Source organism: Aeromicrobium sp. CF3.5 (genome assembly GCF_051262695.1).
Lineage (GTDB): Bacteria > Actinomycetota > Actinomycetes > Propionibacteriales > Nocardioidaceae > Aeromicrobium.
Map to the genome: position 1 here is coordinate 484,494 of NZ_JBIMEZ010000002.1, position 21,304 is coordinate 505,797.

Here is a 21,304-nt window from a genome sequence, read left to right on the forward strand (position 1 = left end):
TCCTCGATCTGACGAACGTGTGACGTGCTGCACGAAATCTAGACCCAGACCGTTCGTGACACAACCGCTGTCACGGTCCGACGGCCACCAGCACGGCCGCGTCGATGCGAGCGGCCAGATCGCGTCTCCCTGTCCGATCGACCGGCACCTCGACGACACGCAGGCCCGAGGACTCGATCGCCAGCACGTCGGCCAAGGCCGCAGGCTCCACCCGTTGGTGCGGCACCCCGTAGCCCGCGCAAAGGGTGGCGATGTCCGCGCCGGTCGGGGTCGCGTAGACGCGCTCGAACGCGTCGGCGTACTCGGCGCTGCCCTGCTCGAGGGTGCTGAAGATGCTTCCGCCGTCGTCGTTGACCACGACGATCGTCAGATCTGGGCGCGGCTCGTGCGGACCGATGAGCAATCCGTTGCTGCCATGCAGGAAGGTCAGGTCGCCGAGGTAGGCGATGGCTCGGCTCGAGTCGCGCGCCAGCGCGGCCCCGATCGCGCTGGAGAGCACCCCGTCGATGCCCGCCAGCCCGCGATTGGACAGCAGCAGGCGCCGCTCCCCCACCGGGTAGGGCCGTGCAACCAGATCGAGGTCGCGGATGGGGCTGGAGGAACCGATGAACAACAGCCCACCGGGTGGCAGCGCCGCGTTGACGGTCCGTGCGACGTCATAGGGCGTCGAGCCGTCCAGGGCGGCGTCGACGGCAGTCGTCGCCGAGGCGTCCGCGGCCCGCCACGCCCCGAGCCAGTCGTCGGCATCTGGTTCCTCGAAGGCCACCGCATCGACGAACCGGACGTTCGCGCCGGCGGGCACCGGAAATGTCGACTGATCGCCCACGTGCACGATCTCGAGGTCAGTTCGCGCCAACAGCTGCGTGACGGGGCGCGAGAGCGTGGCGTGCCCGAAGCTGATGACGCGCTCGATCTCACCGGCCAGCGGCGAGTGCTGCAGCAGGAGGCGGTAGGCGACCAACGCCTCTCCGTTGCGCGATCCCGAGCTCGGCTCGGCGCACAGCGGCCAGTGCGCGTCGCGCGCCAGGACGCGTGCGGGTTGCCTGGCATCGTCACCAGCGACCACGACGGTGCGCGGGCCGGTCGGCAGCGTGAAGGGTGGCGTCGTGGGAGTCGAAGGGGTCATCGACACGGTGGTGGGGAAGTCCCAGTCCACGGGCTCGATCAATGGCTCGTCGAGCTCGAGGTTGAGGTGCTGCGGACCGTCGGCGCGGCCGATGTCCGGGACCCGGTCGATACACGGAACGCCCGGGAAGATGCCGGGCTGATCGGTCGTCTGGTTCGCCCCGGTGCCGCGCAGCCGGGCCGGCCGGTCGGCGGTGATCGCGAGGACCGGCACTCGGGCGTGCACCGCCTCCAGCAGTGCCGGGTGCAGATTGGCCACGGCCGTGCCCGACGTCGTGACCACCGGCACGATGCGGCGCGATGCCTTGGCCATGCCCAGGGCCAGGAACGCCGCCTCGCGCTCGTCGATGCGCACGTGCAGGCGCAACAGCCCCTGCTGGTCGGCAGCGGCGAGAGCCAGCGCGACCGGGCCCGACCGCGACCCCGGCGCCAGCACGACATCGGTGACGTGACAGCCGAGCAGGTGCATGACCAGTTCTCGGGCGACTCCGACTGATCCTTGGTCTCTCATGCGCTCAGCTCTCTGACCCGCGCCAGGCGCGCCTGCCAGCGAGCGTCGGTCTCGGGGTCGGCCGCGACCTGGGCGAAGGCGCCGTCGTCGAGCGTCTGCCGTCCGACCGGGAGCCAGCCGTCGACCGGCTTCAGGGGCTGGGTCACCACGTCACCAGAGAGCAGCGACGTGGTCGCCAGGCCGCAGGCGTGGGGCAGCTCGGGCAGCGCTGCGGCCAGAGCAAGTCCGGCCGCCAGTCCGATCGAGGTGTCGACCGCGCTGCTCACCACGACCGGGAGGCCGATCTGCTCGGCGATGCGCAGGCAGGCGTGCACGCCGCCCAGCGGCTGCACCTTCAGCACCGCGATGTCCGCGGCGTCGAGTGCCACGACGCGCAGGGGGTCGTCGGCGCGACGAATCGACTCGTCGGCGGCGATCGGCACGTCGACCCGGCGGCGCACGGCCGCGAGATCCTCGACCGAGGCGCACGGCTGCTCCACGTACTCCAGCCCAGCTGCAGCACGAAGCAGCTGCGCGATGCTCGACACGGCCACGTCGACGTCCCACCCGCCGTTGGCGTCGACCCGCACGTGACCGGACGCACCGAGCGCGTCGCGCACCGCCTCGACCCGTGCGATGTCCTCGGCGAGGGTCTGCCCCCGCTCGGCGACCTTGACCTTGGCCGTGGAGCACCCGCTGCGCCGAACGATCTCGGCGGCCTGCTCGGGCCCGACGGCGGGCACCGTGCAGTTGACCGGCACCCGGTCGCGCACGGCCACCGGCCACTCATGTCCGGCCGAGTCGAGCGCAGCAGCCAGCCACGGAACACACTCGGCCGGCTCGTAGTCCAGGAACGGGCTGAACTCGGCCCATCCCGCCGGCCCCTCGACCAGCATTCCCTCGCGCCGTGAGATGCCACGGAACCGCACGGGCATGTCGATGGCGAAGGTCTCGGTGCGCATCCTGCGACCCTACTGTCGTAGAACTGGCACCGACGAGAGGACCGAACATGACGAAGGCGCACGATCCGAGCGGGCGCACCCGCGACTCCGACCCCCTGGTGATCCACGTGGGAGACGACGAGCTGATCATCCGCCAGCGCTATGAGCTGCTCAGCATCGTCAACGACCTGCTGATCGGCACCTGGTTCCTGATCGGCAGCTTCCTGTTCCTCTCCGAGTCGTCGACCCTCGCCGGGACCTGGCTGTTCATCATCGGCAGCACCGAGATGCTGATCCGCCCGGCGATCAGGTTCGCGCGGGGGGTGCACCTGCGCCGATTCCGTCCGAATGGTCATCTTGTCGGTCCGGGGTCCCACGACTTCTAGACGGCATGAAGTGACCGACGTCATGCCTTGCCGGCGTGACCCGGGGCGCACCGTGACCTAGAGTGAACGAAACTGTTTCGTTTCGATCAACGGAGACCCATGACCCGCCTCAGTGACGAGCGCCTCGCCGAGCTGTACACCGGCACGCTGCGCCTCGTCGCGCTGCACGGGTTCGACCGACTGACGATGGACCAGATCTCCGAGGAGACGCACAGCAGCAAGGCGACCCTGTACCGGCAGTGGGGCAGCAAGACGGCCCTCGTCGCCGACGCGATGGCCTGCACCGTCGAGGACCACCCCGATCTCGTCGACACGGGCTCCCTGCGTGACGATCTGCACCTCATGCTCACTGCGGACAAGCCCGAGGGTGTCGAGGACGGCGCCCTGATCGGTGCACTCCTGCATGCCGTGCGCACCGATCCAGAACTCGGCCATGCCCTGCGGGACCAGGTCGTGGCCCTGGGTCGTGCCCGCATCCGCGCGGTCATCGATCGCGCTGTCGACCGCGGCGAGGTCGCCGCCGACTGCCCCGGCATCGATTACGTCCCCCAGCTGCTCATCTCCCAGGTCGTCCTGCAGCCAGTGCTCGACGACCAACCCTCTGACGACGACAGCCAGCTCGCCTTCGTCGATCACGCCCTCCTGCCGGTCCTCGGCATCCACCCCTGACCCCCTTCAAGGAGCTCCCCATGGCTTGGCACCTGTACCGGCTCGGACGCTGGTCGTTCACCCACCGCCGCGTCGTCCTGTCCTCGTGGCTGGTCCTGCTGGTGCTCATCGGCGCCGGCGCGGCCGCCTTCTCGGGCAAGACGTCCGACCAGTTCGATCTGCCGGGCATCGAGGCGACCCAGGCCTTCGAGCTGATCAAGGACCGCACTCCCGACGCGGCACCGGACGGCGCCACCGCGCGCATCGTCTTCGAGGCTCCCGCGGGTGAATCCCTCGCCGAGCCGGCCAACCAAGAGGTGGTGCTCGATGCGATCGAGAGCACGCGCACCGACCACGTCGTCGCCACCACCGACCCCTTCACGACCGGCACCGTGTCCGAGGACGGCTCGGTCGCCTACTCGACCGTCTCCTACGACCGCACGTCGGTCGAGCTGACCGAGACCGACCGCAGCGCACTGGAGGCCGCCGCCGAGGACCCCGAGTCCGCAGGCCTCGCCGTCGCGATCGGCGGCGACGCCCTGCAGGAGATCCCCCACACCGGCACCGCCGAGCTGCTCGGCATCGGCATCGCGGTCATCGTGCTGGTCCTGACGTTCGGCTCGATGCTGGTGGCCGGCATGCCCCTGCTGACCGCGCTCATCGGTGTCGGCATCGGCGTCGGCTCCATCACCGCCCTGACCGGTTTCGTCGACCTCGGGTCGACCACCCCGATCCTCGCCTCGATGCTCGGGCTCGCCGTCGGCATCGACTACGCCCTCTTCATCGTCAGTCGCTATCGCAGCGAGGTGAAGGCGGGCCACTCCTTCGAGGAGGCGGCCGGGCGCGCCGTGGGCACGGCCGGCTCCGCCGTCGTGTTCGCCGGGCTGACGGTCGTCATCGCGCTCGCCGGCCTGGCCATCGTCAACATCTCCTTCCTCACCGAGATGGGCCTGGCCGCGGCCGCCACCGTCGCCGTGGCCGTGCTGATCGCCCTCACCCTGCTGCCGGCCCTGTTCGGCTTCGCGGGCCGCCGCGTCACCTCAGGTGGCCTGCGCTTCCTGCAGCGCTCCAACCCCGAAGGCGTCGAGCACCAGCGCACCAACGGCCTCCGCTGGGCCGAGCTGGTCACCAGGCACAAGGCGGTGACGTTCATCGGTGGCCTGGTGGTCGCCGGCGTCATCGCGATCCCGGTCGCCTCGATGCAGCTGGCCCTGCCCGACGACGGGACCGCAGCCGAAGGCAGCGGAGCCCGGATCGCCTACGACACCATCGCCGAGAACTTCGGCGCCGGGACCAACGGGCCCCTGCTGGTCGTGGTCGACACCCAGGGCGCCGACGATCCGCAGGCCGCCGTCGATGCAGTCACCGGTGCCGTCTCCGCCATCGAGACCGACATCGCGGCCGTCGTGCCACCCCTCACGGAGCAGACTCCCCCGGAGGCCGCCGAGGCCTACACCCAGCAGCTCGAGCAGGCGCAGTACGCCATCGTGACCGTCCTTCCCGAGAGCGGACCGTCCGACGCCGACACCCAGACGCTGGTCGACGACATTCGCGCCGCAGTCGAGGGTGTCGAGGGTCAGACCGGGGCCTCCGTCCTGGTCACCGGCCAGACCGCGCTGGGTGTCGACATCTCCGAATCACTGGCCGATGCGTTCCCGCGCTACCTGCTGGTCGTGGTCGGCTTCGCGTTCGTGCTGCTGGCCATCGTGTTCCGCTCGATCCTCGTGCCGCTGAAGGCCGTCCTCGGCTTCCTGCTCTCGGTGGGAGTCGCCCTCGGCGCCACCGTCGCGGTCTTCCAGTGGGGCTGGTTGTCGGGCCTGATCGGCCTCGACACGTCCGGTCCCGTGCTGTTCCTGCTGCCCCTGCTGCTGACGGGCATCCTGTTCGGCCTCGCGATGGACTACGAGGTCTTCCTGGTCTCGCGCATGCGTGAGGAGTTCGTCCACGGCGCCGAGGCGGTGCCCGCCGTCATCACCGGCTTCCAGTTCAACGCCCGGGTCGTGACGGCCGCCGCGGCGATCATGATCGGCGTGTTCGGCAGCTTCGCCCTCGGCGACGACGTCATCATCAAGTCGATCGGCTTCGGTCTGGCGGTCGGCGTGCTGGCCGATGCCTTCCTGGTCCGCATGACGCTGGTTCCGGCCTTCATGGCACTGGTCGGCGACCGCATGTGGTGGCTGCCGCGCTGGCTGGACCGTCTGCTGCCCAATCTCGACATCGAGGGTGAGTCCCTGCGGACCCGCACCGCCGAGGCCGAGGTCGAGAAGGAGCGCGAGAAGGCAGTGACCGGCGCCGTGTGAGGCCGCGACCTACGGTGGAGTCATGACTGATTCCACCGGATCCAAGGTCGCCATCGTCGGCGGCCACGGCAAGATCGCCCAGCTGCTCATCACCGCGCTGGCCGAGCGCGGGCACCAGCCGCTCGCGCTCGTCCGCAAGGCCGAGCAGACCGCCGAGCTCGAGGCGCTGGGGGCCGAGACCGCGATGCTCGACATCGAGGCCGACGCCGCCGCCCGCTTCGCCGAGGTGTTCGCCGGGGCGGACGCCGTGGTGTTCGCGGCCGGCGGCGGGGGCGACGGCGACATCGACCGCAAGAAGTCGGTCGACCTCGGCGGTTCGCTGAAGTCGATCGAGGGGGCCACGTCGGCCGGCGTCAGGCGATTCGTGCAGGTCTCGGCCATCGGCGTCGACGCCGAGGTGCCCGAGGACACCGAGCCGGTGTGGCGGGCCTACGTCGAGGCCAAGCGCGATGCCGACACCGCCCTGCGCAGCAGCGACCTGGACTGGACGATCATCCGCCCGGGCGGCCTCACCGACGATCCCGCCACCGGATCGGTCGCCCTGGCGCCCGAGCTCGACCGTGGCGAAGTGACCCGCGCCGACGTCGCCGCCGTGATCGCTGCCTGCCTCGAGGACGACCGCACCATCGGCCAGCAGTGGACCCTCACCGAGGGCGACCACTCAGTGGCCGACGCCATCAACGCGCAGGTCTAACCGCCGACGAGTCACGTAGACCCGCTGACGAGTCACGTAGACCCGCTGACGAATCACCTCGTCAGCGGGTCAGCGACTGCCGATCGACCTTGCCACCCGGCAGGAGCGGCAAGGAGTCGAGCAGCACCACCTCGCGCGGCGCCCAGGTGCGTGGGAGACCCGCCGCCTCGATCTCGTCGCGCACCTCGTCGAGACGCAACCCGTCGAGGCACACCGCATCATCGGGCACCACGAATGCGACCACCCGGCTCCCCCACTCAGGGTCAGCTCGCCCCAGCGCGATCGCGTCGGCCACGCCGTCCAGCTTGCGCAGAGCCGCAGTCACGGCCGGCAGCGACACGTTCACCCCGCCACTGACGACGACGTCGTCGACCCGGCCGGTCACCCGCAGGCGCCCGTCAACGTCGATCTCGCCGCGATCGGCCGTGCCGAACCAGCCGTCGTGCGCCCCGGCGCCCGCGTATCCGTCGAACAGCACGGGACCCGCGATCTGGATCTGACCAGCCTCGTCCAACCGCAGGCTCACACCGTTCAGGGCAAGGCCGTCGTAGACACAGCCACCGCACGTCTCCGACATGCCGTAGGTGCGCACGACGGTGACTCCCGCAGCTCGCGCGGCGTCGAGCTCGTCCGCGGGCATGGACGCGCCGCCCACCAGGACGGCGTCGAGCTCGGCCAACACCCCGGCGCGACCGTCACGCAGCAGCCGGTGAATCTGGGTGGGCACCAAGGAGGCGTAGCGACGATCCCCCGAGATGGCGGCAATCGCCGACACCAGGTCCGCGTGATCGTCGGTGAACGCGGGGGTGATGCCGGCCAGCACCGAGCGCACCAGCACCTGCAGACCACCGACTCCGGTGACCGGCATCGCCGACAACCACCCGCCCGACCCACCCAGGCGTTCGAGGCTGGCCTCGGCCGAGGCCAGGACGGCTCGGTGCGACAGCACCACGTCCTTCGGGACACCCGTGCTGCCCGACGTGCGGATGACGATCGGCTCGCCGCCGTCGAGTACCCACGGCCGCATCAGGTCCAGCACGGCGCGTGGCGCTCCGGACACGGGACGCAATGAGGCTGTCTGCGCCTCGGCGGTCATGCGTCGCCACCCGGCTCGCCGGGCTCAGCGGGTCTTCCCGTCGAGCGTTTGAAGTAGACCCACGGGAACCAGAGGGTGCCGATGCGTTGCCAACCCTGCTGCTCCAGCTCGCGAGCCGCTCGACTGCCGATGACGTTGCGGCGATGCTCCCACTGCACGGACGATCGCTGGACGTCGTGGAACATCGGCCCGAACCGCACGGAGTGCCACCCGTGACGGCCCCACTCGTCGAGCTCCTCCATCTCGCGCATCGCGGTCAGGCCGACCAGCCGACGATTCTCTCCCGGCTCGTCGTTGTCGCAGACCACGCGCCCGAAACGCTGCTGGGCGGCCTGCCGGGTCATGCCCAGCGAGGTCCCGATCTGCTCCCAGCTGTGTCCAGCCGCTCGTGCCGCCACGACGGCGTCGCTCAGCAGCGACCCGACCCCCTCATGGGCACGCTTCGTCATCACGACCAGGTCCAGATGCGCTTGGGGGTCGCGGCCCAGGCGCCTCTCGAGGCCCGGATCGAGTCTCGCGATGGCCTGCGCGATCGCGTCGGTGAAGTCTCCGTCCGATTCAACCATGACGTCAACCTTAACTTGACGATCCACGTCTGCAACCGAGGTGGCAGACTACCCGGGTGACTTCTGCGCCCACGCCCACTCCGACCCAGCTGTGGATCGCAGGTGCTCGACCGCGCACCCTGCCGGCCGCCATCGCCCCGGTACTCGCCGGGACCGGCGCAGCAGCCTTCGCCGACGCCTTCGTCTGGTGGAAGGCACTGCTCGCGCTCGGGGTGTCCCTCGCCCTTCAGATCGGGGTGAACTACGCCAACGACTACTCCGACGGAATCCGCGGCACCGACGACGACCGCGTGGGTCCGCTGCGCCTGGTCGGCTCCGGCCTGGTGCCCGCAGCACGGGTCAAGATGGCCGCCATCGGGTTCCTCGGCCTCGGAGCGCTGCTGGGACTGGCGCTCGCTGCCACCACGACATGGTGGTTGCTGTTGATCGGCGCGGCCGCCATCGGCGCGGCGTGGACCTACACCGGCGGGCCCAGCCCGTACGGCTACCGAGCCCTGGGCGAGGTCAGCGTCTTCGTGTTCTTCGGGATCGTCGCGGTGGTCGGTACGGCGTACGTCCAGATCGGGCAGATCACGGGTCCGGCTCTCGCGGCTGGCGTCGGGGTCGGAGCCTTGGCCTGCGCGATCCTCGTGGCCAACAACCTGCGCGACATCCCCAGCGACACCGAGGCCGGCAAGCGCACGCTCGCCGTCCTTCTCGGGGACCATCGCACCCGCCTGCTCTTCACGGTGCTCATCGCGATCGCCGTGCTTGCCCTCGTCTGGGCCTCCGGGTTCACGACCTGGGCCCTGCTCGGACTGCTCATGACGCCGTGGGCGGTGCGGGCTCGCCAGACGGTGGCCAGCGGCGCCCAGGGTCCCGCCCTGATCCCCGTGCTGCGGGACACCGGACTCGCCGAGCTCGCCTACGCAGTCGGACTCACGGCCGGCCTCCTCATCGGAGCCTGAGGTGCGCGTCGCCGTCATCTCGGACACGCACGCGCCACGATTCTGGAAGCAGATGCCGTCCGCCGTGGCCGATCAGCTGCGCGGCGTCGACGTCATCCTGCACGCCGGTGACGTCTGCCGTCCCGGCGTCCTCGACGAGCTGGCCGCGTTCGCCCCCCTCCACGTCGTGCTCGGGAACAACGACGGCCCGGACGTCGCCGCCTGGGGTGCGCCCGAGACGGTCGAGATCGACCTCGCTGAGGTTCGGATCGCGATGATCCATGACTCGGGCCCCAAGCAGGGCCGTGCCCGGCGCATGCGCACCCTGTTCCCCGAGGCGGATCTCGTGGTGTTCGGACACTCGCACATCCCGTGGGACACCGAGGAGGACGGTCAACGCCTGTTCAATCCCGGATCGCCGACCGACAAGCGCCGTCAGCCGCGCGGCACGCTGGGTCAGCTGGTCCTCGACGCCGGCCACATCGTGTCCGCCGAGATCGTGCCGGTGACACCCTAGGAGCCGGCGAACTCGTCCTCGGATCGCAGGATGCAGAACTCGTTGCCCTCCGGGTCGGCGAGCACGACCCATCCGGTTCCGGGCCCGTGCGTGCCCCGAAGGTCGGCCACCTCGGTCGCACCGAGTGCGCGGACCCGCTCGACCTCCTCGTCGCGGCTGCCCGCGCGGGGCCGCAGGTCGAGGTGCAGGCGGTTCTTGCCGCTCTTGTCCTCGGGCACCTCGATGAACAGGAGGCAGGCACCGGTGTCGGGATCGACGATGGCGCACTCCTCGTCACCGGGCTCGTTCGGGTCCCCCTCGACGTCGACGTAGCCGAGCAGCGACTTCCACCACTGCGACAGCTCGTAGGCGTTGGCACAGTCGATCGACGTGTGGGAGATGTACGAGGTCATCCGGTCACTGCTGACAGCTCTCCGGTGGCCGAGAACGTGCGGAGGACTGCGGCGTACGGTGCGATGTCGATGCCCTTGGCCTCGAGCCACGCGTCGTCGAAGTAGGTGTTGACGTACCGCTCGCCACCGTCACACAGCAAGGTGACGATGCTGCCGGCCGCGCCGGCGTCGACCATCGACTGTCCATAGTGAAGCGCAGCCCAGACGTTGGTTCCGGTCGAGCCGCCCACGGGTCGGCCCAGCAGGACCGAGACCCACCGCGCCGTGGCGATCGATGCGGCGTCGGGGACGGCGACCATGTCGTCGACCACGCCGCCGACGAAGGACGGTTCGACCCGCATGCGACCGATGCCCTCGATGCGCGAGGGCGTCGAGGTCGTGACGTCCGACCGGTCGGCCTCCCAGCCGCCGTGGAACGCCGAGTTCTCCGGATCGGCCACCGCCACCTTGGTGTCGAAGCGGCGGTACCGGACGAACCGCCCGATCGTGGCCGACGTTCCACCGGTACCGGCACCCACCACGATCCACGTGGGACAGGGGTGCGGTTCGGCAGACATCTGCTCGAAGATCGACTCGGCGATGTTGTTGTTGCCGCGCCAGTCCGTCGCGCGCTCGGCATAGGTGAACTGGTCCATGTAGTGGCCGCCGGTCTCACCCTCGAGGCGCCGCGCCTCCGCGTAGACCGTGCCGGGATCGTCGACCAGGTGACAGGTGGCGCCGTAGAACTCGATGAGCGCGATCTTCTCGGGGCTCGTGGTGGCCGGCATCACCGCGATGAAGGGCACCCCGATCAGCCGGGCGAAGTAGGCCTCGCTGACCGCGGTCGACCCACTGGACGCTTCGATGATCGTGCTGTCGGGGCGTACCCACCCATTGCACAGCGCGTAGAGGAACAGGGAGCGCGCGAGTCGGTGCTTGAGGCTGCCGGTGGGGTGCACCGACTCGTCCTTGAGATAGATGTCGACGCCGTCGAGTGGTGTCTGCAGGACGTGCAGGTGGGTGTCGGCGCTGCGATTGGCATCGGCGTCGACCCTGCGGATCGCCTCGGCGATCCAGGCGCGGTCCTCAGTCGATGTCTTCGGCACGACGTGACTCCTCGAGTCGCTCGGTCATCCGCGTGGCGCGTTGCTCGATGTTGAGGGCGAGGTCGTTGCGCATGCCGGCGAGCAGGAAGGCCGACACGACCGCCGACACCAACATGGCGACGACGAGGATCAGCAGGTTGATCAGCGACGACATCTCGAAGATGAGCAGCCCGATGCCGTACAGCACCGCCCAGCACACGCCGAACACGGCGAATCGGGCCAACGTGTACTTGTAGAATGCCTTCACATCGGCCAGCCTAGTTGCCCGCCGGTACCGTGGACCCTATGGGCAAGTTCCTCCTCGCAGTACTGGCGATCGCGCTGCTGGTCTACGCGATCTTCGACTGCATCGCGCTTCCTCGCGAGCAGATGCGTGGCCGCCTGCCCAAGCCCGCATGGTTCGCGATCATCGTCATCGTTCCCGTGCTCGGCCCCCTGCTGTGGCTGACCGTGGGGCATCGACGTTCATGGAACCCCCCAGCCGGCGGCAACGGCGGTCGCCGGGCCCCCCGCCCCCCGTCGGGCCCCGACGACGACCCCGACTACCTCCGCGGCCTCTAGCCCCAACTTGTGGAGCCCCAACTTTTGTAGCGGTTGGCATGCATGAGAGGCCGCTGATCCTGCGTTTCGCGCCAAAAGTTGCACGACCTGGCGACTAATTCACAGGTATGTTCTTGTTTTTCGCTCGTCCACAGCGGCGGTGAGACCAGTCGCGCATCGCCTCAGGTCTCGGCACCTTCGACAGATGCCACGCATTCATGAGGTTCCGACCGCCTTGCGCGGCTCTCCTGTGACCACCCGCGAAGCTGCACTCCTGGGGATCGGGCGTGGAGCCCTCGCCGGTCCCAGCTGGCGCCAGCTGTTCCGCGGCGTCTTCGTGACGGCCGACACCGAGGTCGACGTGCTGATGTGGTTGCGGGCGGCGCTGCGGGTCCTGCCGGCGGGCTCGATCGTCAGCCACACGAGTGCCATGCGCCTGTACGGTCTCCACCCGAGAGCCGGTCGCCACACCCGGTGGGAGTTCTCCACCAACCGGTCCGTGCCCACCCGGCTCAAGAGCATCAGGCTGCACCGACGCGAGCGACTGCTGCACGCCGATCTGGTCGGGGGCCTCCCCATCACTGGGCCCGAACGCACGTTCGTCGACTGCGCGCTGCCCCTGTCCTTCGTCGAGCTCGTCCAGCTGGGCGACCACCTCGTGCACTGCGGGCTGACGACCGTGGACCGGTTGGTCGAGTTCGCGCACACCCAGCACCTTCACGGAGTGCTCCGAGCTCGCCGCACGGTCACGTTCGTACGGCGCGGTGTTGAATCGCCTCTCGAGACCACGGTGCGGCTCATGCTGGTGATCGCCCGGTTGCCCGAGCCGGAGTGCAACGGGGTGATCCTCGACCGCTTCGGTGCCTTTCTGGCCCGGGGCGATCTGGTCTACCGCAGCCACAAGATCCTGATCGAGTACGACGGCTGGCACCACGAGCGGGACGCGGACCAGCGCATCAAGGACATCGGGCGCCGAGAACGTCTGGAGGCCGAGGGATGGCGCCTCATCATCGTGACAGCAGGCGACCTCTCGAGTCCGCGGGAGATCGTCCGGCGCGTCCACGAAGCCTTGACATCCAGAGGATACGAGGGCCCGTCACCGGTGATGAGCACGATGTGGAACACCTGGTTCCCCACGCACAAGTGACCCAACTTCTGTAGCGGTAGGCATCCAAAACCTGTCACCACACCTGCGTACCGCTACAAAAGTCGGGGCACTTGGGCCGCCTCCGGCCGGAGGCCGCCGGCCGGCCGGAGGCCGCCCGCCGGCCGGCTTACTTGGCGTAGGAGTGGAGGCCGCCGACGAAGAGGTTGACGCCGATGTAGTTGAACAGGAAGGTGCTGAAGGCGGCCAGAGCCAGCAGGGCCGCGGCCTTGCCTCGCCAGCCGGCGGTGGCACGGGCGTGCAGGTAGGCGGCGTAGAAGACCCAGGTGATGAACGCCCAGACCTCCTTGGCGTCCCAGCCCCAGTAGCGTCCCCACGCCGCCTGGGCCCAGATGGGACCGGCGATCAGTGCGGCGAACGTCCAGATGGGGAAGGCGAAGGCGTGGACCCGGTACGCGACCTGGTCGATGGCTCCCGCGGACGGGATGCGCCACAGGAACCCGGTGCGCTCATCGATGGGGGTCAGGCGCTCGGCGCGCGCCTTGTACAGGTACAGCACGGAGGCGGCGGCGCCCACCAGGAAGGCGGCTCCGGCGATGATCGCCCCGATGACGTGGATGACGAGCCAGTACGAGTCCAGTGCAGGCACCAGCGGGCCGGGCGGCACGTAGACGAACAGCATGGTCGAGCCGAGGACCACGGTGGCGAACCCGGTGACGATCGGGCCGACCCAGTCGATCGACCAGACGCGCTCGAGCACGACGTAGGCCATCATCGCGACGAAGATCGCGACCACGCCGAACTCGTACATGTTGCCCCACGGGACCCGTTCGGCGGCGAGGCCACGGCTCACCACGGCGATGCCGAGCACCAGGGTGGCCAGTGCGGTCAGCGAGAAGCCGATGTTGCCCGACACGTCGCTGCGATCGGGCAGGTCGTCGGCACCGGCGTCCGCCGCGACGTCACGCTCGGCCTCGGAGCCGGCTCCGGCCGTGACCAGCACGCGTTCGGCCGGCACGTTGCGCGCGAAGCCCCACTGCGCCACGTAGGCCAGGAACGCCAGCGCGAGAATGCCGGTGGATGCGGCGACGCAATAGTTGGACAACTGGCCGAACTGTTCGAGCGTCATGTCGCCTTCTCATCATCGTGTGCGGGTGTGACATCGCCGAGTCGTGAGCGGAACCGTTCCATGAATCGATCGAGGTCCGCTGGTAGATCCACCCGGGGAACTCGGTCCAATACGGCGACGGTGACCACGGTACGCGACCCCTCTCGACGGATCCGGATCCAGGTGCGCCGGGGCTTGACCGCCAGCGAGGCGATCAGTCCGAGCACCCCGATGCTGATGCCGAACAACGGCACCTGCACGAACGGGGCGGACGCGATCTGGAAGCGGGCGAACTGCCGCAGGTCGACGAACTCGATGGTGTTGCCGTCGGGCAGGACCTGGCTCTGTCCCGGCTGCAGGCTGACCCGGTACCCCTTGTCCCCGGTCATGTACTGCTCCATGTTGGTCTTGTCGAGCACGTACACCGACTGGGGGACGCCCTCGTCGAGACCGAGGTCGCCGTGCCACACGAACAGCCCGAGGATCGGCTGCAGCGCGTCGGGGAAGGCCGAGCGGGTGGCGCCGGTGTCGCCGACCACGAAGGTCGGCAGGAAGAAGCCCTGCAGACCGAGCTGCTCGGGCTCTGCCTCGGAGACCTTGACGACACCGTTGGACGTGTAGGACGGGTCGGCGGGCAGGAACGGCACCGCTTCGTCGAACACGACGGTGCCGTCGGGGTCGGTGACCCGGATGACGGGTGCGTAGCCCTGCCCGACGAGGTACACCGAGGAGCCGTCGACGTTGAGCGGATGGTTCACCCGGATGCTGTACGGCTCGTCCGCGCCGTCCACTCCGCGACTGACCGATCCGGTCGCCTCGAACGAACGAGGTGCGCCGCGCTGCGGTCCGTCCACCTGGAACTTGGCGGCGAAGTCGTCCAGCTGAAGACTGAATGGCGGTAATTCCTCGCGGTCGAACAGGGCACCGGACGTGAACTCGTCGTACTGCGTCAGGACGTTGCTGAACCGGTCGCCCTCGGTGACGATCGCGGCGCCGCGATAGCCCAGCAGCGCACTGGCCGCCACTCCCACCAGCACCACCACGATGCTGATGTGGAACACGAGGTTGCCGGCCTCGCGCAGGTAGCCCTTCTCGGCCGACAGCTCGTGCGACCCGTCTCGCTCGACGACGTCGACCCGGGCCCGACCGAGGGCCTGCCTGGCGGCGGCGATCACGTCGTCGACGTCGGAGGACGTCTCGAAGGAGGACGAGGCCGGCAGGCGCTCGAGCCGGCGCGGCACCTTGGGAGGGCGGGCGCGCAGGGCCTTGGCGTACACCTGGGTGCGCGGCACGATGCAACCCACCAGGGAGACCATCAGCAGCAGGTAGATACCGCTGAACCACGGTGACGTGTAGACGCTGAACATGCCCAGCGAGTCCAGGATGGGACCGGACGTGGGGTGATCGGCCAGATAGGCCTCGACGGCGCGGGCGTCGACGCCGCGCTGCGGCACCAAGGAGCCCGGCACTGCGGCAATCGCCAGCAGGAGCAGCAGCGACAGCGCGGTCCGCATCGACGTCAGCTGACGCCAGATCCAGCGCGCGAAAGCGACCGTGTTCAACGGGGGTGCAGGTTCGCGGGCCGTGTCACGTTCGTTGGTCGTGGAGGACATCACTGCGCGGCTCCGCTCGTGGAGGACATCACAGCACCGTCTCGAATCCGCCGACCCAGTTCTGCAGGTCGATCACGATCGAGTCCCAGATGCCCGAGACCAGCAGAATGCCCACGAAGACCATCATGCCGCCACCGACCACGGAGACCGCGCGCCGATGCCGCTTGACCCAGTCCAGCGTGCGGGTCATGCGGTCAAATCCGAGGGCGGCGAGCACGAAGGGCACCCCGAGACCGATGCAGTAGACGAACGCCAGCAGGGCGCCACGGGCGGCGGAGGCGTCGTCGGTGGCCAGCGACAGCCCCAGGACGGCGCTGAGGGTGGGGCCGAGGCACGGCGACCACCCGACGCCGAAGAACACGCCCAGCACCGGTGCCGCGGCCAGGCCGACGGCCGGGACCGCATGGACGCGCACATCCTTCTGCAGGAACGGCACGAGTCCCATGAAGGCGAAGCCGAGCACGATGACCACCACACCCGTCACGATCGACAGGGTGCGTTGGTACTCGCGCAGCTCGAGTCCGATGGACCCGAACAGCGCACCGCTGAGCACGAACACGGCGGTGAAGCCGAGGACGAACAGCAGGGAACCGGCGAGCATCCGCCCGCGCCGGGCGCGGTCGAGGTCCTGCACGCCGATGCCGGTCATGTAGGACAGGTAGCCCGGCAGCAACGGAACCACGCAGGGTGAGAAGAACGAGACCAACCCGGCCGCGAGCGCCACGGGCAGGGCCAGCAGGAGCGCTCCGGAGGAGATGGTCTCGCTCAGCCAGTCGGTCACGCGCCGCTCAGGCGTCGGCTGGCTCGGCCAGCACGTCGTCGACGAGGTCAGCCAGAGTGGTCGCCGTGAGGCCGTCCACGGCGATGCGGGCGGCCACCTTGCCGTTGGGGTCGATGATCCACGTGGTGGGCACCGCGATGGTCGGCAGGCTGTCGTTGAACTTCAGCTCAAGACGGCCCCCCTGATCGGCGAAGGTCGGGTACGGCAGGCCGATCTTGTCGGTGTAGGCCAGCGCCGTGTCGGACTTGGACCGGTTGAGCACGCCGACGAACTCCACCCCCTTGTCCTTGTACTGCTGGGAGACCTCCTTGAGGGCGGGCATCTCCTCGCGGCACGGCGGGCACCACGGGCCCCACACGTTGACGATGATCATCTCGCCGGCCCAGTCGGCCGTGGTGAGCTCGTTGCCCTCGAGGTCCTCACCGGACAGCACGGGCGCGTCGACGCGCTCGTCGACCGGCACCACGGTGATCTCGCCAGCACCCGAGACGTACCCCGACGTGTCGCTGCTGCCACTGGCGCCCGAGCAGCCGGCCAGAAGGACACCGGCCACGGCCAGAGCCAGCAGAGGGCGGACCCGCCGCGCCATCACGCGCCACCTGCGAAGGCTTTGCCCTTGAACGGATCGGGCAGCAGGTCGCCTGCGGGCTCGCTGTAGGTGACGTCGACGAAGCGGTCGTCCTCGAAGGTCAACGAGGTGAGACTGGCCAGCGTGCACTGGCGGTTGCGTGGGTCGTGGGCGTAACGCTTCTGCTCGTACATGCGGCGGGCCGTCCACACGGGCAGCTGGTGCGAGACGATGACGGCCTCGCTGCCCCGGGCGGCGTCGCGGGCGTCGTCGATGGCTGAGCGCATGCGAGCTGCGATCTCGGTGTAGGGCTCGCCCCAGGAGGGCCGCGTCGGATTGCGCAGCAACCACCAGCGGTCGGGACGCAGGAACGCCTTGGGGCCCACGCCCACCGACTTGCCCTCGAACTTGTTGCCGGCCTCGATGACGCGCTCGTCGGTCTCGATCGGCAGCGACAGGATCTTCGACAGCGGGGTGGCGGTCTCCTGCGCACGCTCCAGCGGCGAGACCACCAGATGGGTGATGGGGTGGCTCTTCAGGACGCCGGCCACCGTCTCGGCCATCTCGTGACCGAGCTCGGACAGGTGATAACCGGCGATGCGGCCGTAAAGGACCCCGAGCGGGTTGTGCACCTCGCCGTGTCGCATCAGGTGGACGATCGTGCGCGTGGTCATCGCTTGGCCTCGGTCGTGTCGGGAAGGGCCGACGCCGCTGCAGAAGCGGCGGCCGGCAGTGCTTGGGCAAGTCTAGAGAGTGCATCCTCACCGTGCGCAGCCGAGACGAACCACGACTCGAACGCGCTCGGCGGCAGATACACGCCCGCATCGAGCATGGAGTGGAAGAACGCCGAGTAGCGCCACGTCTCCTGGGCCTGCGCCCCGGAGAAGTCGATGACCGGAGCGTCGACACCCCAGAACACGCTGAACATCGATCCGGTGTGCTGGATGCGGTGCGCGACGCCCGCAGTGGTCAGCGCCTCGCCGACCATAGTCTGCAGCTGGGCCGACGCACCGTCGAGTCGCTGATAGGCGGCGTCGTCGGCGGCCCGCAACGTGGCCAGCCCGGCGGTCGTGGCGATCGGGTTGCCGGCCAGCGTTCCGGCCTGGTAGACCGGCCCGGCAGGAGCCAGCTGGGCCATGATGTCGGCGCGTCCACCGAAGGCTGCGGCCGGGAATCCACCGCCCATGACCTTGCCGAAGGTCAGCAGATCGGGCGCCCATCCCTCGATCTTGCCGTCGAGGCCCCACTGTCCAGAGGGCGTGACGCGAAATCCCGTCATGACCTCGTCGCTGATCAGCAGGGCTCCGTGCCGCGACGTGATCTCGGACAGGAACTGGTTGAAGCCGGGCTCCGGAGGAACGAGTCCCATGTTGCCGGCGGCCGCCTCGGTGATGACGCAGGCGATGCTGTCGCCCAGCTGCTCGAAGGCCGCCTCGACGCCGGCCCGGTCGTTGTAGTCCAGCACCACGGTGTCGGCGGTGACGTGCGCCGGGACGCCGGGAGTACCCGGGATGCCGAGGGTGACGACGCCCGAGCCGGCTTCAGCCAGCAGTGAGTCGACGTGGCCGTGGTAGCAACCGGCGAACTTGACGACGGTGTCCCGGCCGGTGAATCCCCGCGCCAGGCGCACGGCGGACATGACTGCCTCGGTGCCGGAGGACACCATCCGCACGAGGTCGACCGGTGTGCGCGCGACGATCTCCTCGGCGAGCTCGACCTCCGGAGCGCTCGGGGTTCCGAAGGAGGTGCCGCGTCCGATCGCGGCCGACACGGCGTCGATCACGGCGGGGTGCGCGTGGCCGAGCAGCATGGGGCCCCACGAGCCCACCAGGTCGACATATCGATTGCCGTCGACGTCGGTCAGCCACGCTCCACTGCCCTCGGACATGAAGATGGGCGTCCCCCCGACCGCGCGAAAGGCGCGGACTGGGGAGTTGACGCCTCCGGGCGAGACGTCCTGCGCACGGGAGAAGAGGGCTGCTGATGCGTCGATGCTGCTCACTCCCCCAGTGTCTCCCGTGACGCTCGCGTGGACGTAACCCGGGGCCGTGGTTATCGTTGTTGAGTTACCGCCCACGTGACCTTGGTCATGTGGCGGGTCGCTCAGGGAGGAAACACCACTCATGGCTCGTCGTTCTCTGTCGCGCTGGCACAAGGCCGGCGCACTGGTCCCCATGGCCGTTCTCGTGGCCGCGTGGGGTGCTGCGCTGACCAACACGAGCCTGGCCACTGCCGCCGACACCACCGACGCCGTCGCGATCCCTGACGTCCCTACCAGCTCTTACGACCAGCCGGCGAGCGTCCAGAAGGCACCCTCCGGCATCGATCAGCAGGCTGGCACCGCCATGGCGGTCTCCAACCTGTCGACCAACGGCATCCCCTCTGCGGCCCTCTCGGCCTACCGCCGGGCGGCGGACCTGCTGGAGCGAGCCGACGAGTCCTGCCAGCTGCCGTGGCACCTGCTAGCCGGTATCGGTCGGGTCGAGTCCAACCACGGCCGCATCAACGGCAGCACGCTCGACGCCGACGGCGTGGCCACGCCCGACATCATCGGCATCCCACTCAACGGCGAGAACAACACGGCCGTGATCCGGGACACCGACGGCGGCGAGCTCGACGGCGACACGACCTTCGACCGCGCCGTCGGTCCCATGCAGTTCATCCCCGGCACGTGGGCCACGGTCGGCGTGGACGGCGACGGCGACGAGAAGAAGAACCCCCAGAACATCAACGACGCGGCGACCGCCGCCGGCGTGTACCTCTGCGCCGGCTCCGAGGACGTCTCGGACCTCGACGAGGCCGCCACGGCGGTGCGCCGGTACAACCAGTCAGATGAGTACGTCGACCTGGTGCTGCGCATCTCCGAGGCCTACAAGACCGGCGACTTCACCGAGTCCCCCGACGGCCTGCCGTCCACGTCGGTGCTGACCAACCGCGCCGCCGACATGACCCTCACCCCCGCGCAGCGCGCCGGTGCGGCACAGACTCAGCAGAAGGCCAAGCGTGCGGCGGCCGAGGAGAAGAAGGCCGACTCCAGGCCCAGCGGTTCCAGCGGAAGCGGCTCCGGTGCGGCGAGCGGCGGAGGCAGCGGCAGCGACTCCGGCTCGACCGGAGGCGGCTCGGGCTCGACCGGAGGCGGATCAGGCTCAATCGGCGGCGGTTCGAACATCGGCGGCGAGAGCGACGGCTCGGTCGGAGGCGATGTCCAAGATCTGGTCGAGGAATCCCCACTGAAGCCCTTGGCCCCGGTCACAGAGCCGGTGACGAATCTGCTCACCGAGGCCCAAGCGATTCTTCGCTGCGGCCTGCGGCCGTTGTCAGCCTTCTCCACTGCACTGACGAAGTGGAAGTCATGCATGACCAGCGCAACTGGCAAGCAGTACTGAGCCACCAGACAGACGCACATAGCAGGGGCCGGTCCACACGGACCGGCCCTTGCTGCGTCAGTGGCGCAGTCGGTCGGCGATCTCGGCGGCCCAGTACGTGAGCACGATGTCGGCTCCGGCTCGGCGGATCGACAGCACGATCTCGTCGATGGCTCGCTCGCGGTCGATCCAGCCGTGGGCTGCGGCCGCCTCGACCATCGCCATCTCCCCGGAGATGTTGTAGGCCGCGACCGGGACGTCGACGGCGTCGCTCACGTCGCGGATCACATCGAGGTAGCTCAGGGCCGGCTTGACCATGACGATGTCGGCGCCCTCGGCGATGTCGAGCTCGACCTCCCGGATCGCCTCGCGCGCGTTGGCGGGATCCTGCTGATAGGTCTTGCGGTCGCCCACCAACGAGGAGTCGACGGCCTCGCGGAACGGACCGTAGAAGGCCGACGAGTACTTGGCCGCGTACGCCAGGATCACGGTGTCGTCGTGGCCCGCGGTGTCGAGCGCAGCGCGGATCGCGCCGACCTGGCCGTCCATCATGCCGCTGGGACCCACCACGTGGGCCCCGGACTCGGCCTGCACGACACCCATGTCCGCATAGATCTCGAGCGTCGCGTCGTTGTCCACACGGCCCTGGTCGTCGAGCACGCCGCAGTGGCCGTGATCGGTGAACTCATCGAGACACAGATCGGCCATCACGAGGGTGTCGTCGCCGACCTCGGCCCGCGCGTCGCGCAGCGCGACGTTGAGGATGCCGTCGGGATCGAGTGCTCCCGATCCGGTGGCGTCCTTGTGCTCGGGCACGCCGAACAGCATGACGCCGCCCAGCCCCAGCGCAGCGGCCGAGGCATAGACCGCTCGGGCCGACTCGCGGGTGTGCTGCACGACGCCGGGCATCGAGGAGATGGGACGCGGCTCGTCCAGACCCTCCGCGATGAACATCGGCAGCACCAGCTGGCTGGGCTGCACGTGCGTCTCGGCCACGAACCGCCTCATCGCCGGCGACGAGCGCAGGCGACGCGGTCGGTGATCGGGGTACATGCTCA

General features: G+C 69.3%; 23 protein-coding genes. 9 read left to right on the plus strand and 14 right to left on the minus strand.

Annotation, left to right across the window (positions count from 1 at the left end):
* Nucleotides 1-70: 70 nt before the first annotated feature.
* Complete coding sequence (gene menD, locus ACHAA3_RS05990; protein WP_435708036.1) at nt 71-1,636, minus strand: 2-succinyl-5-enolpyruvyl-6-hydroxy-3-cyclohexene-1-carboxylate synthase; 1,566 nt, start codon at nt 1,634-1,636, stop codon at nt 71-73.
* Nucleotides 1,633-2,577, minus strand: a complete 945-nt coding sequence (locus tag ACHAA3_RS05995; protein WP_435708037.1) for an o-succinylbenzoate synthase — start codon at nt 2,575-2,577, stop codon at nt 1,633-1,635. Before ACHAA3_RS05995 ends, menD begins: the two co-directional genes overlap by 4 nt.
* A 47-nt stretch (nt 2,578-2,624) precedes the next feature.
* On the opposite strand from ACHAA3_RS05995, the gene ACHAA3_RS06000 reads away from it, so the two are divergent.
* The 4 genes from ACHAA3_RS06000 (at nt 2,625) to ACHAA3_RS06015 (ending at nt 6,584) form a co-directional block, all read left to right on the plus strand.
* On the plus strand, nt 2,625-2,942 hold the full coding sequence (locus ACHAA3_RS06000; RefSeq protein WP_435708038.1) for a YrhK family protein: 318 nt from the start codon (nt 2,625-2,627) through the stop codon (nt 2,940-2,942).
* Between the two features lie 99 nt (nt 2,943-3,041).
* Nucleotides 3,042-3,611, plus strand: a complete 570-nt coding sequence (locus ACHAA3_RS06005) for a TetR/AcrR family transcriptional regulator (protein ID WP_435708039.1) — start codon at nt 3,042-3,044, stop codon at nt 3,609-3,611.
* 20 nt (nt 3,612-3,631) lie between these two features.
* Entirely contained in the window at nt 3,632-5,890 is a 2,259-nt protein-coding gene (locus ACHAA3_RS06010; protein WP_435708040.1) for an MMPL family transporter, read from the plus strand.
* Between the two features lie 22 nt (nt 5,891-5,912).
* Nucleotides 5,913-6,584 (plus strand): SDR family oxidoreductase, encoded by a 672-nt coding sequence (locus ACHAA3_RS06015; protein WP_435708041.1) that lies wholly within the window; start codon nt 5,913-5,915, stop codon nt 6,582-6,584.
* Nucleotides 6,585-6,645: 61 nt separating this feature from the next.
* Here ACHAA3_RS06015 and ACHAA3_RS06020 read toward each other — a convergent pair whose 3' ends face one another.
* Together ACHAA3_RS06020 and ACHAA3_RS06025 are read right to left on the minus strand one after the other, a co-directional pair.
* Nucleotides 6,646-7,680: an AMP-binding protein gene (locus ACHAA3_RS06020; protein ID WP_435708042.1), complete on the minus strand. Its 1,035-nt coding sequence runs from the start codon at nt 7,678-7,680 to the stop codon at nt 6,646-6,648.
* The gene (locus ACHAA3_RS06025) at nt 7,677-8,246 is read right to left on the minus strand and encodes a hypothetical protein (protein WP_435708043.1); all 570 of its coding nucleotides are present in this window, start codon (nt 8,244-8,246) and stop codon (nt 7,677-7,679) included. The genes ACHAA3_RS06020 and ACHAA3_RS06025 overlap by 4 nt, the downstream gene beginning before the upstream one ends.
* Before the next feature lie 56 nt (nt 8,247-8,302).
* Here ACHAA3_RS06025 and ACHAA3_RS06030 point away from each other — a divergent pair, with 56 nt between their 5' ends.
* Together ACHAA3_RS06030 and ACHAA3_RS06035 are read left to right on the plus strand one after the other, a co-directional pair.
* Nucleotides 8,303-9,193, plus strand: a complete 891-nt coding sequence (locus tag ACHAA3_RS06030; protein WP_435708044.1) for a 1,4-dihydroxy-2-naphthoate polyprenyltransferase — start codon at nt 8,303-8,305, stop codon at nt 9,191-9,193.
* 1 nt (nt 9,194) lies between these two features.
* Nucleotides 9,195-9,689 (plus strand): metallophosphoesterase family protein, encoded by a 495-nt coding sequence (locus ACHAA3_RS06035; RefSeq protein ID WP_435708045.1) that lies wholly within the window; start codon nt 9,195-9,197, stop codon nt 9,687-9,689.
* Here the strand turns inward: ACHAA3_RS06035 and ACHAA3_RS06040 are convergent.
* The 3 genes from ACHAA3_RS06040 to ACHAA3_RS06050 are packed head-to-tail and all read right to left on the minus strand — an operon-like array spanning nt 9,686 to nt 11,413.
* The gene (locus tag ACHAA3_RS06040; protein ID WP_435708046.1) at nt 9,686-10,081 is read right to left on the minus strand and encodes a VOC family protein; all 396 of its coding nucleotides are present in this window, start codon (nt 10,079-10,081) and stop codon (nt 9,686-9,688) included. The genes ACHAA3_RS06035 and ACHAA3_RS06040 overlap by 4 nt on opposite strands.
* Entirely contained in the window at nt 10,078-11,166 is a 1,089-nt protein-coding gene (locus ACHAA3_RS06045; RefSeq protein WP_435708047.1) for a PLP-dependent cysteine synthase family protein, read from the minus strand. Before ACHAA3_RS06045 ends, ACHAA3_RS06040 begins: the two co-directional genes overlap by 4 nt.
* Nucleotides 11,147-11,413, minus strand: a complete 267-nt coding sequence (locus ACHAA3_RS06050; RefSeq protein WP_435708048.1) for a DUF4229 domain-containing protein — start codon at nt 11,411-11,413, stop codon at nt 11,147-11,149. Before ACHAA3_RS06050 ends, ACHAA3_RS06045 begins: the two co-directional genes overlap by 20 nt.
* 38 nt (nt 11,414-11,451) lie before the next feature.
* Between ACHAA3_RS06050 and ACHAA3_RS06055 the strand changes: the two genes are divergently transcribed.
* Nucleotides 11,452-11,727, plus strand: coding sequence for a PLD nuclease N-terminal domain-containing protein (locus ACHAA3_RS06055; protein ID WP_435708049.1), 276 nt, complete (start codon nt 11,452-11,454; stop codon nt 11,725-11,727).
* A gap of 184 nt (nt 11,728-11,911) precedes the next feature.
* Nucleotides 11,912-12,853 carry a hypothetical protein gene (locus ACHAA3_RS06060; RefSeq protein ID WP_435708050.1) on the plus strand — a complete coding sequence of 314 codons (942 nt, stop codon included), beginning with the start codon at nt 11,912-11,914 and terminating at the stop codon, nt 12,851-12,853.
* Nucleotides 12,854-12,980: 127 nt separating this feature from the next.
* Here ACHAA3_RS06060 and ccsB read toward each other — a convergent pair whose 3' ends face one another.
* The 6 genes from ccsB to hemL are packed head-to-tail and all read right to left on the minus strand — an operon-like array spanning nt 12,981 to nt 18,874.
* Nucleotides 12,981-13,940 (minus strand): c-type cytochrome biogenesis protein CcsB, encoded by a 960-nt coding sequence (gene ccsB / locus ACHAA3_RS06065; RefSeq protein WP_435708051.1) that lies wholly within the window; start codon nt 13,938-13,940, stop codon nt 12,981-12,983.
* Nucleotides 13,937-15,532 carry a cytochrome c biogenesis protein ResB gene (gene resB / locus ACHAA3_RS06070; protein WP_435708052.1) on the minus strand — a complete coding sequence of 532 codons (1,596 nt, stop codon included), beginning with the start codon at nt 15,530-15,532 and terminating at the stop codon, nt 13,937-13,939. The genes ccsB and resB overlap by 4 nt, the downstream gene beginning before the upstream one ends.
* Before the next feature lie 28 nt (nt 15,533-15,560).
* Complete coding sequence (locus ACHAA3_RS06075) at nt 15,561-16,313, minus strand: cytochrome c biogenesis CcdA family protein (protein ID WP_435708053.1); 753 nt, start codon at nt 16,311-16,313, stop codon at nt 15,561-15,563.
* A 7-nt stretch (nt 16,314-16,320) separates the two neighbouring features.
* Nucleotides 16,321-16,902 carry a redoxin domain-containing protein gene (locus ACHAA3_RS06080; RefSeq protein ID WP_435708054.1) on the minus strand — a complete coding sequence of 194 codons (582 nt, stop codon included), beginning with the start codon at nt 16,900-16,902 and terminating at the stop codon, nt 16,321-16,323.
* Nucleotides 16,902-17,555, minus strand: a complete 654-nt coding sequence (locus ACHAA3_RS06085; RefSeq protein WP_435708055.1) for a histidine phosphatase family protein — start codon at nt 17,553-17,555, stop codon at nt 16,902-16,904. The genes ACHAA3_RS06080 and ACHAA3_RS06085 overlap by 1 nt, the downstream gene beginning before the upstream one ends.
* Nucleotides 17,552-18,874, minus strand: coding sequence for a glutamate-1-semialdehyde 2,1-aminomutase (gene hemL, locus ACHAA3_RS06090; RefSeq protein WP_435708223.1), 1,323 nt, complete (start codon nt 18,872-18,874; stop codon nt 17,552-17,554). The genes ACHAA3_RS06085 and hemL overlap by 4 nt, the downstream gene beginning before the upstream one ends.
* A 130-nt stretch (nt 18,875-19,004) precedes the next feature.
* On the opposite strand from hemL, the gene ACHAA3_RS06095 reads away from it, so the two are divergent.
* Complete coding sequence (locus ACHAA3_RS06095) at nt 19,005-20,267, plus strand: lytic transglycosylase domain-containing protein (RefSeq protein WP_435708056.1); 1,263 nt, start codon at nt 19,005-19,007, stop codon at nt 20,265-20,267.
* A gap of 57 nt (nt 20,268-20,324) precedes the next feature.
* Here the strand turns inward: ACHAA3_RS06095 and hemB are convergent, their stop codons facing one another.
* Nucleotides 20,325-21,299, minus strand: coding sequence for a porphobilinogen synthase (gene hemB / locus ACHAA3_RS06100; protein WP_435708057.1), 975 nt, complete (start codon nt 21,297-21,299; stop codon nt 20,325-20,327).
* Between the last annotated feature and the right edge of the window lie 5 nt (nt 21,300-21,304).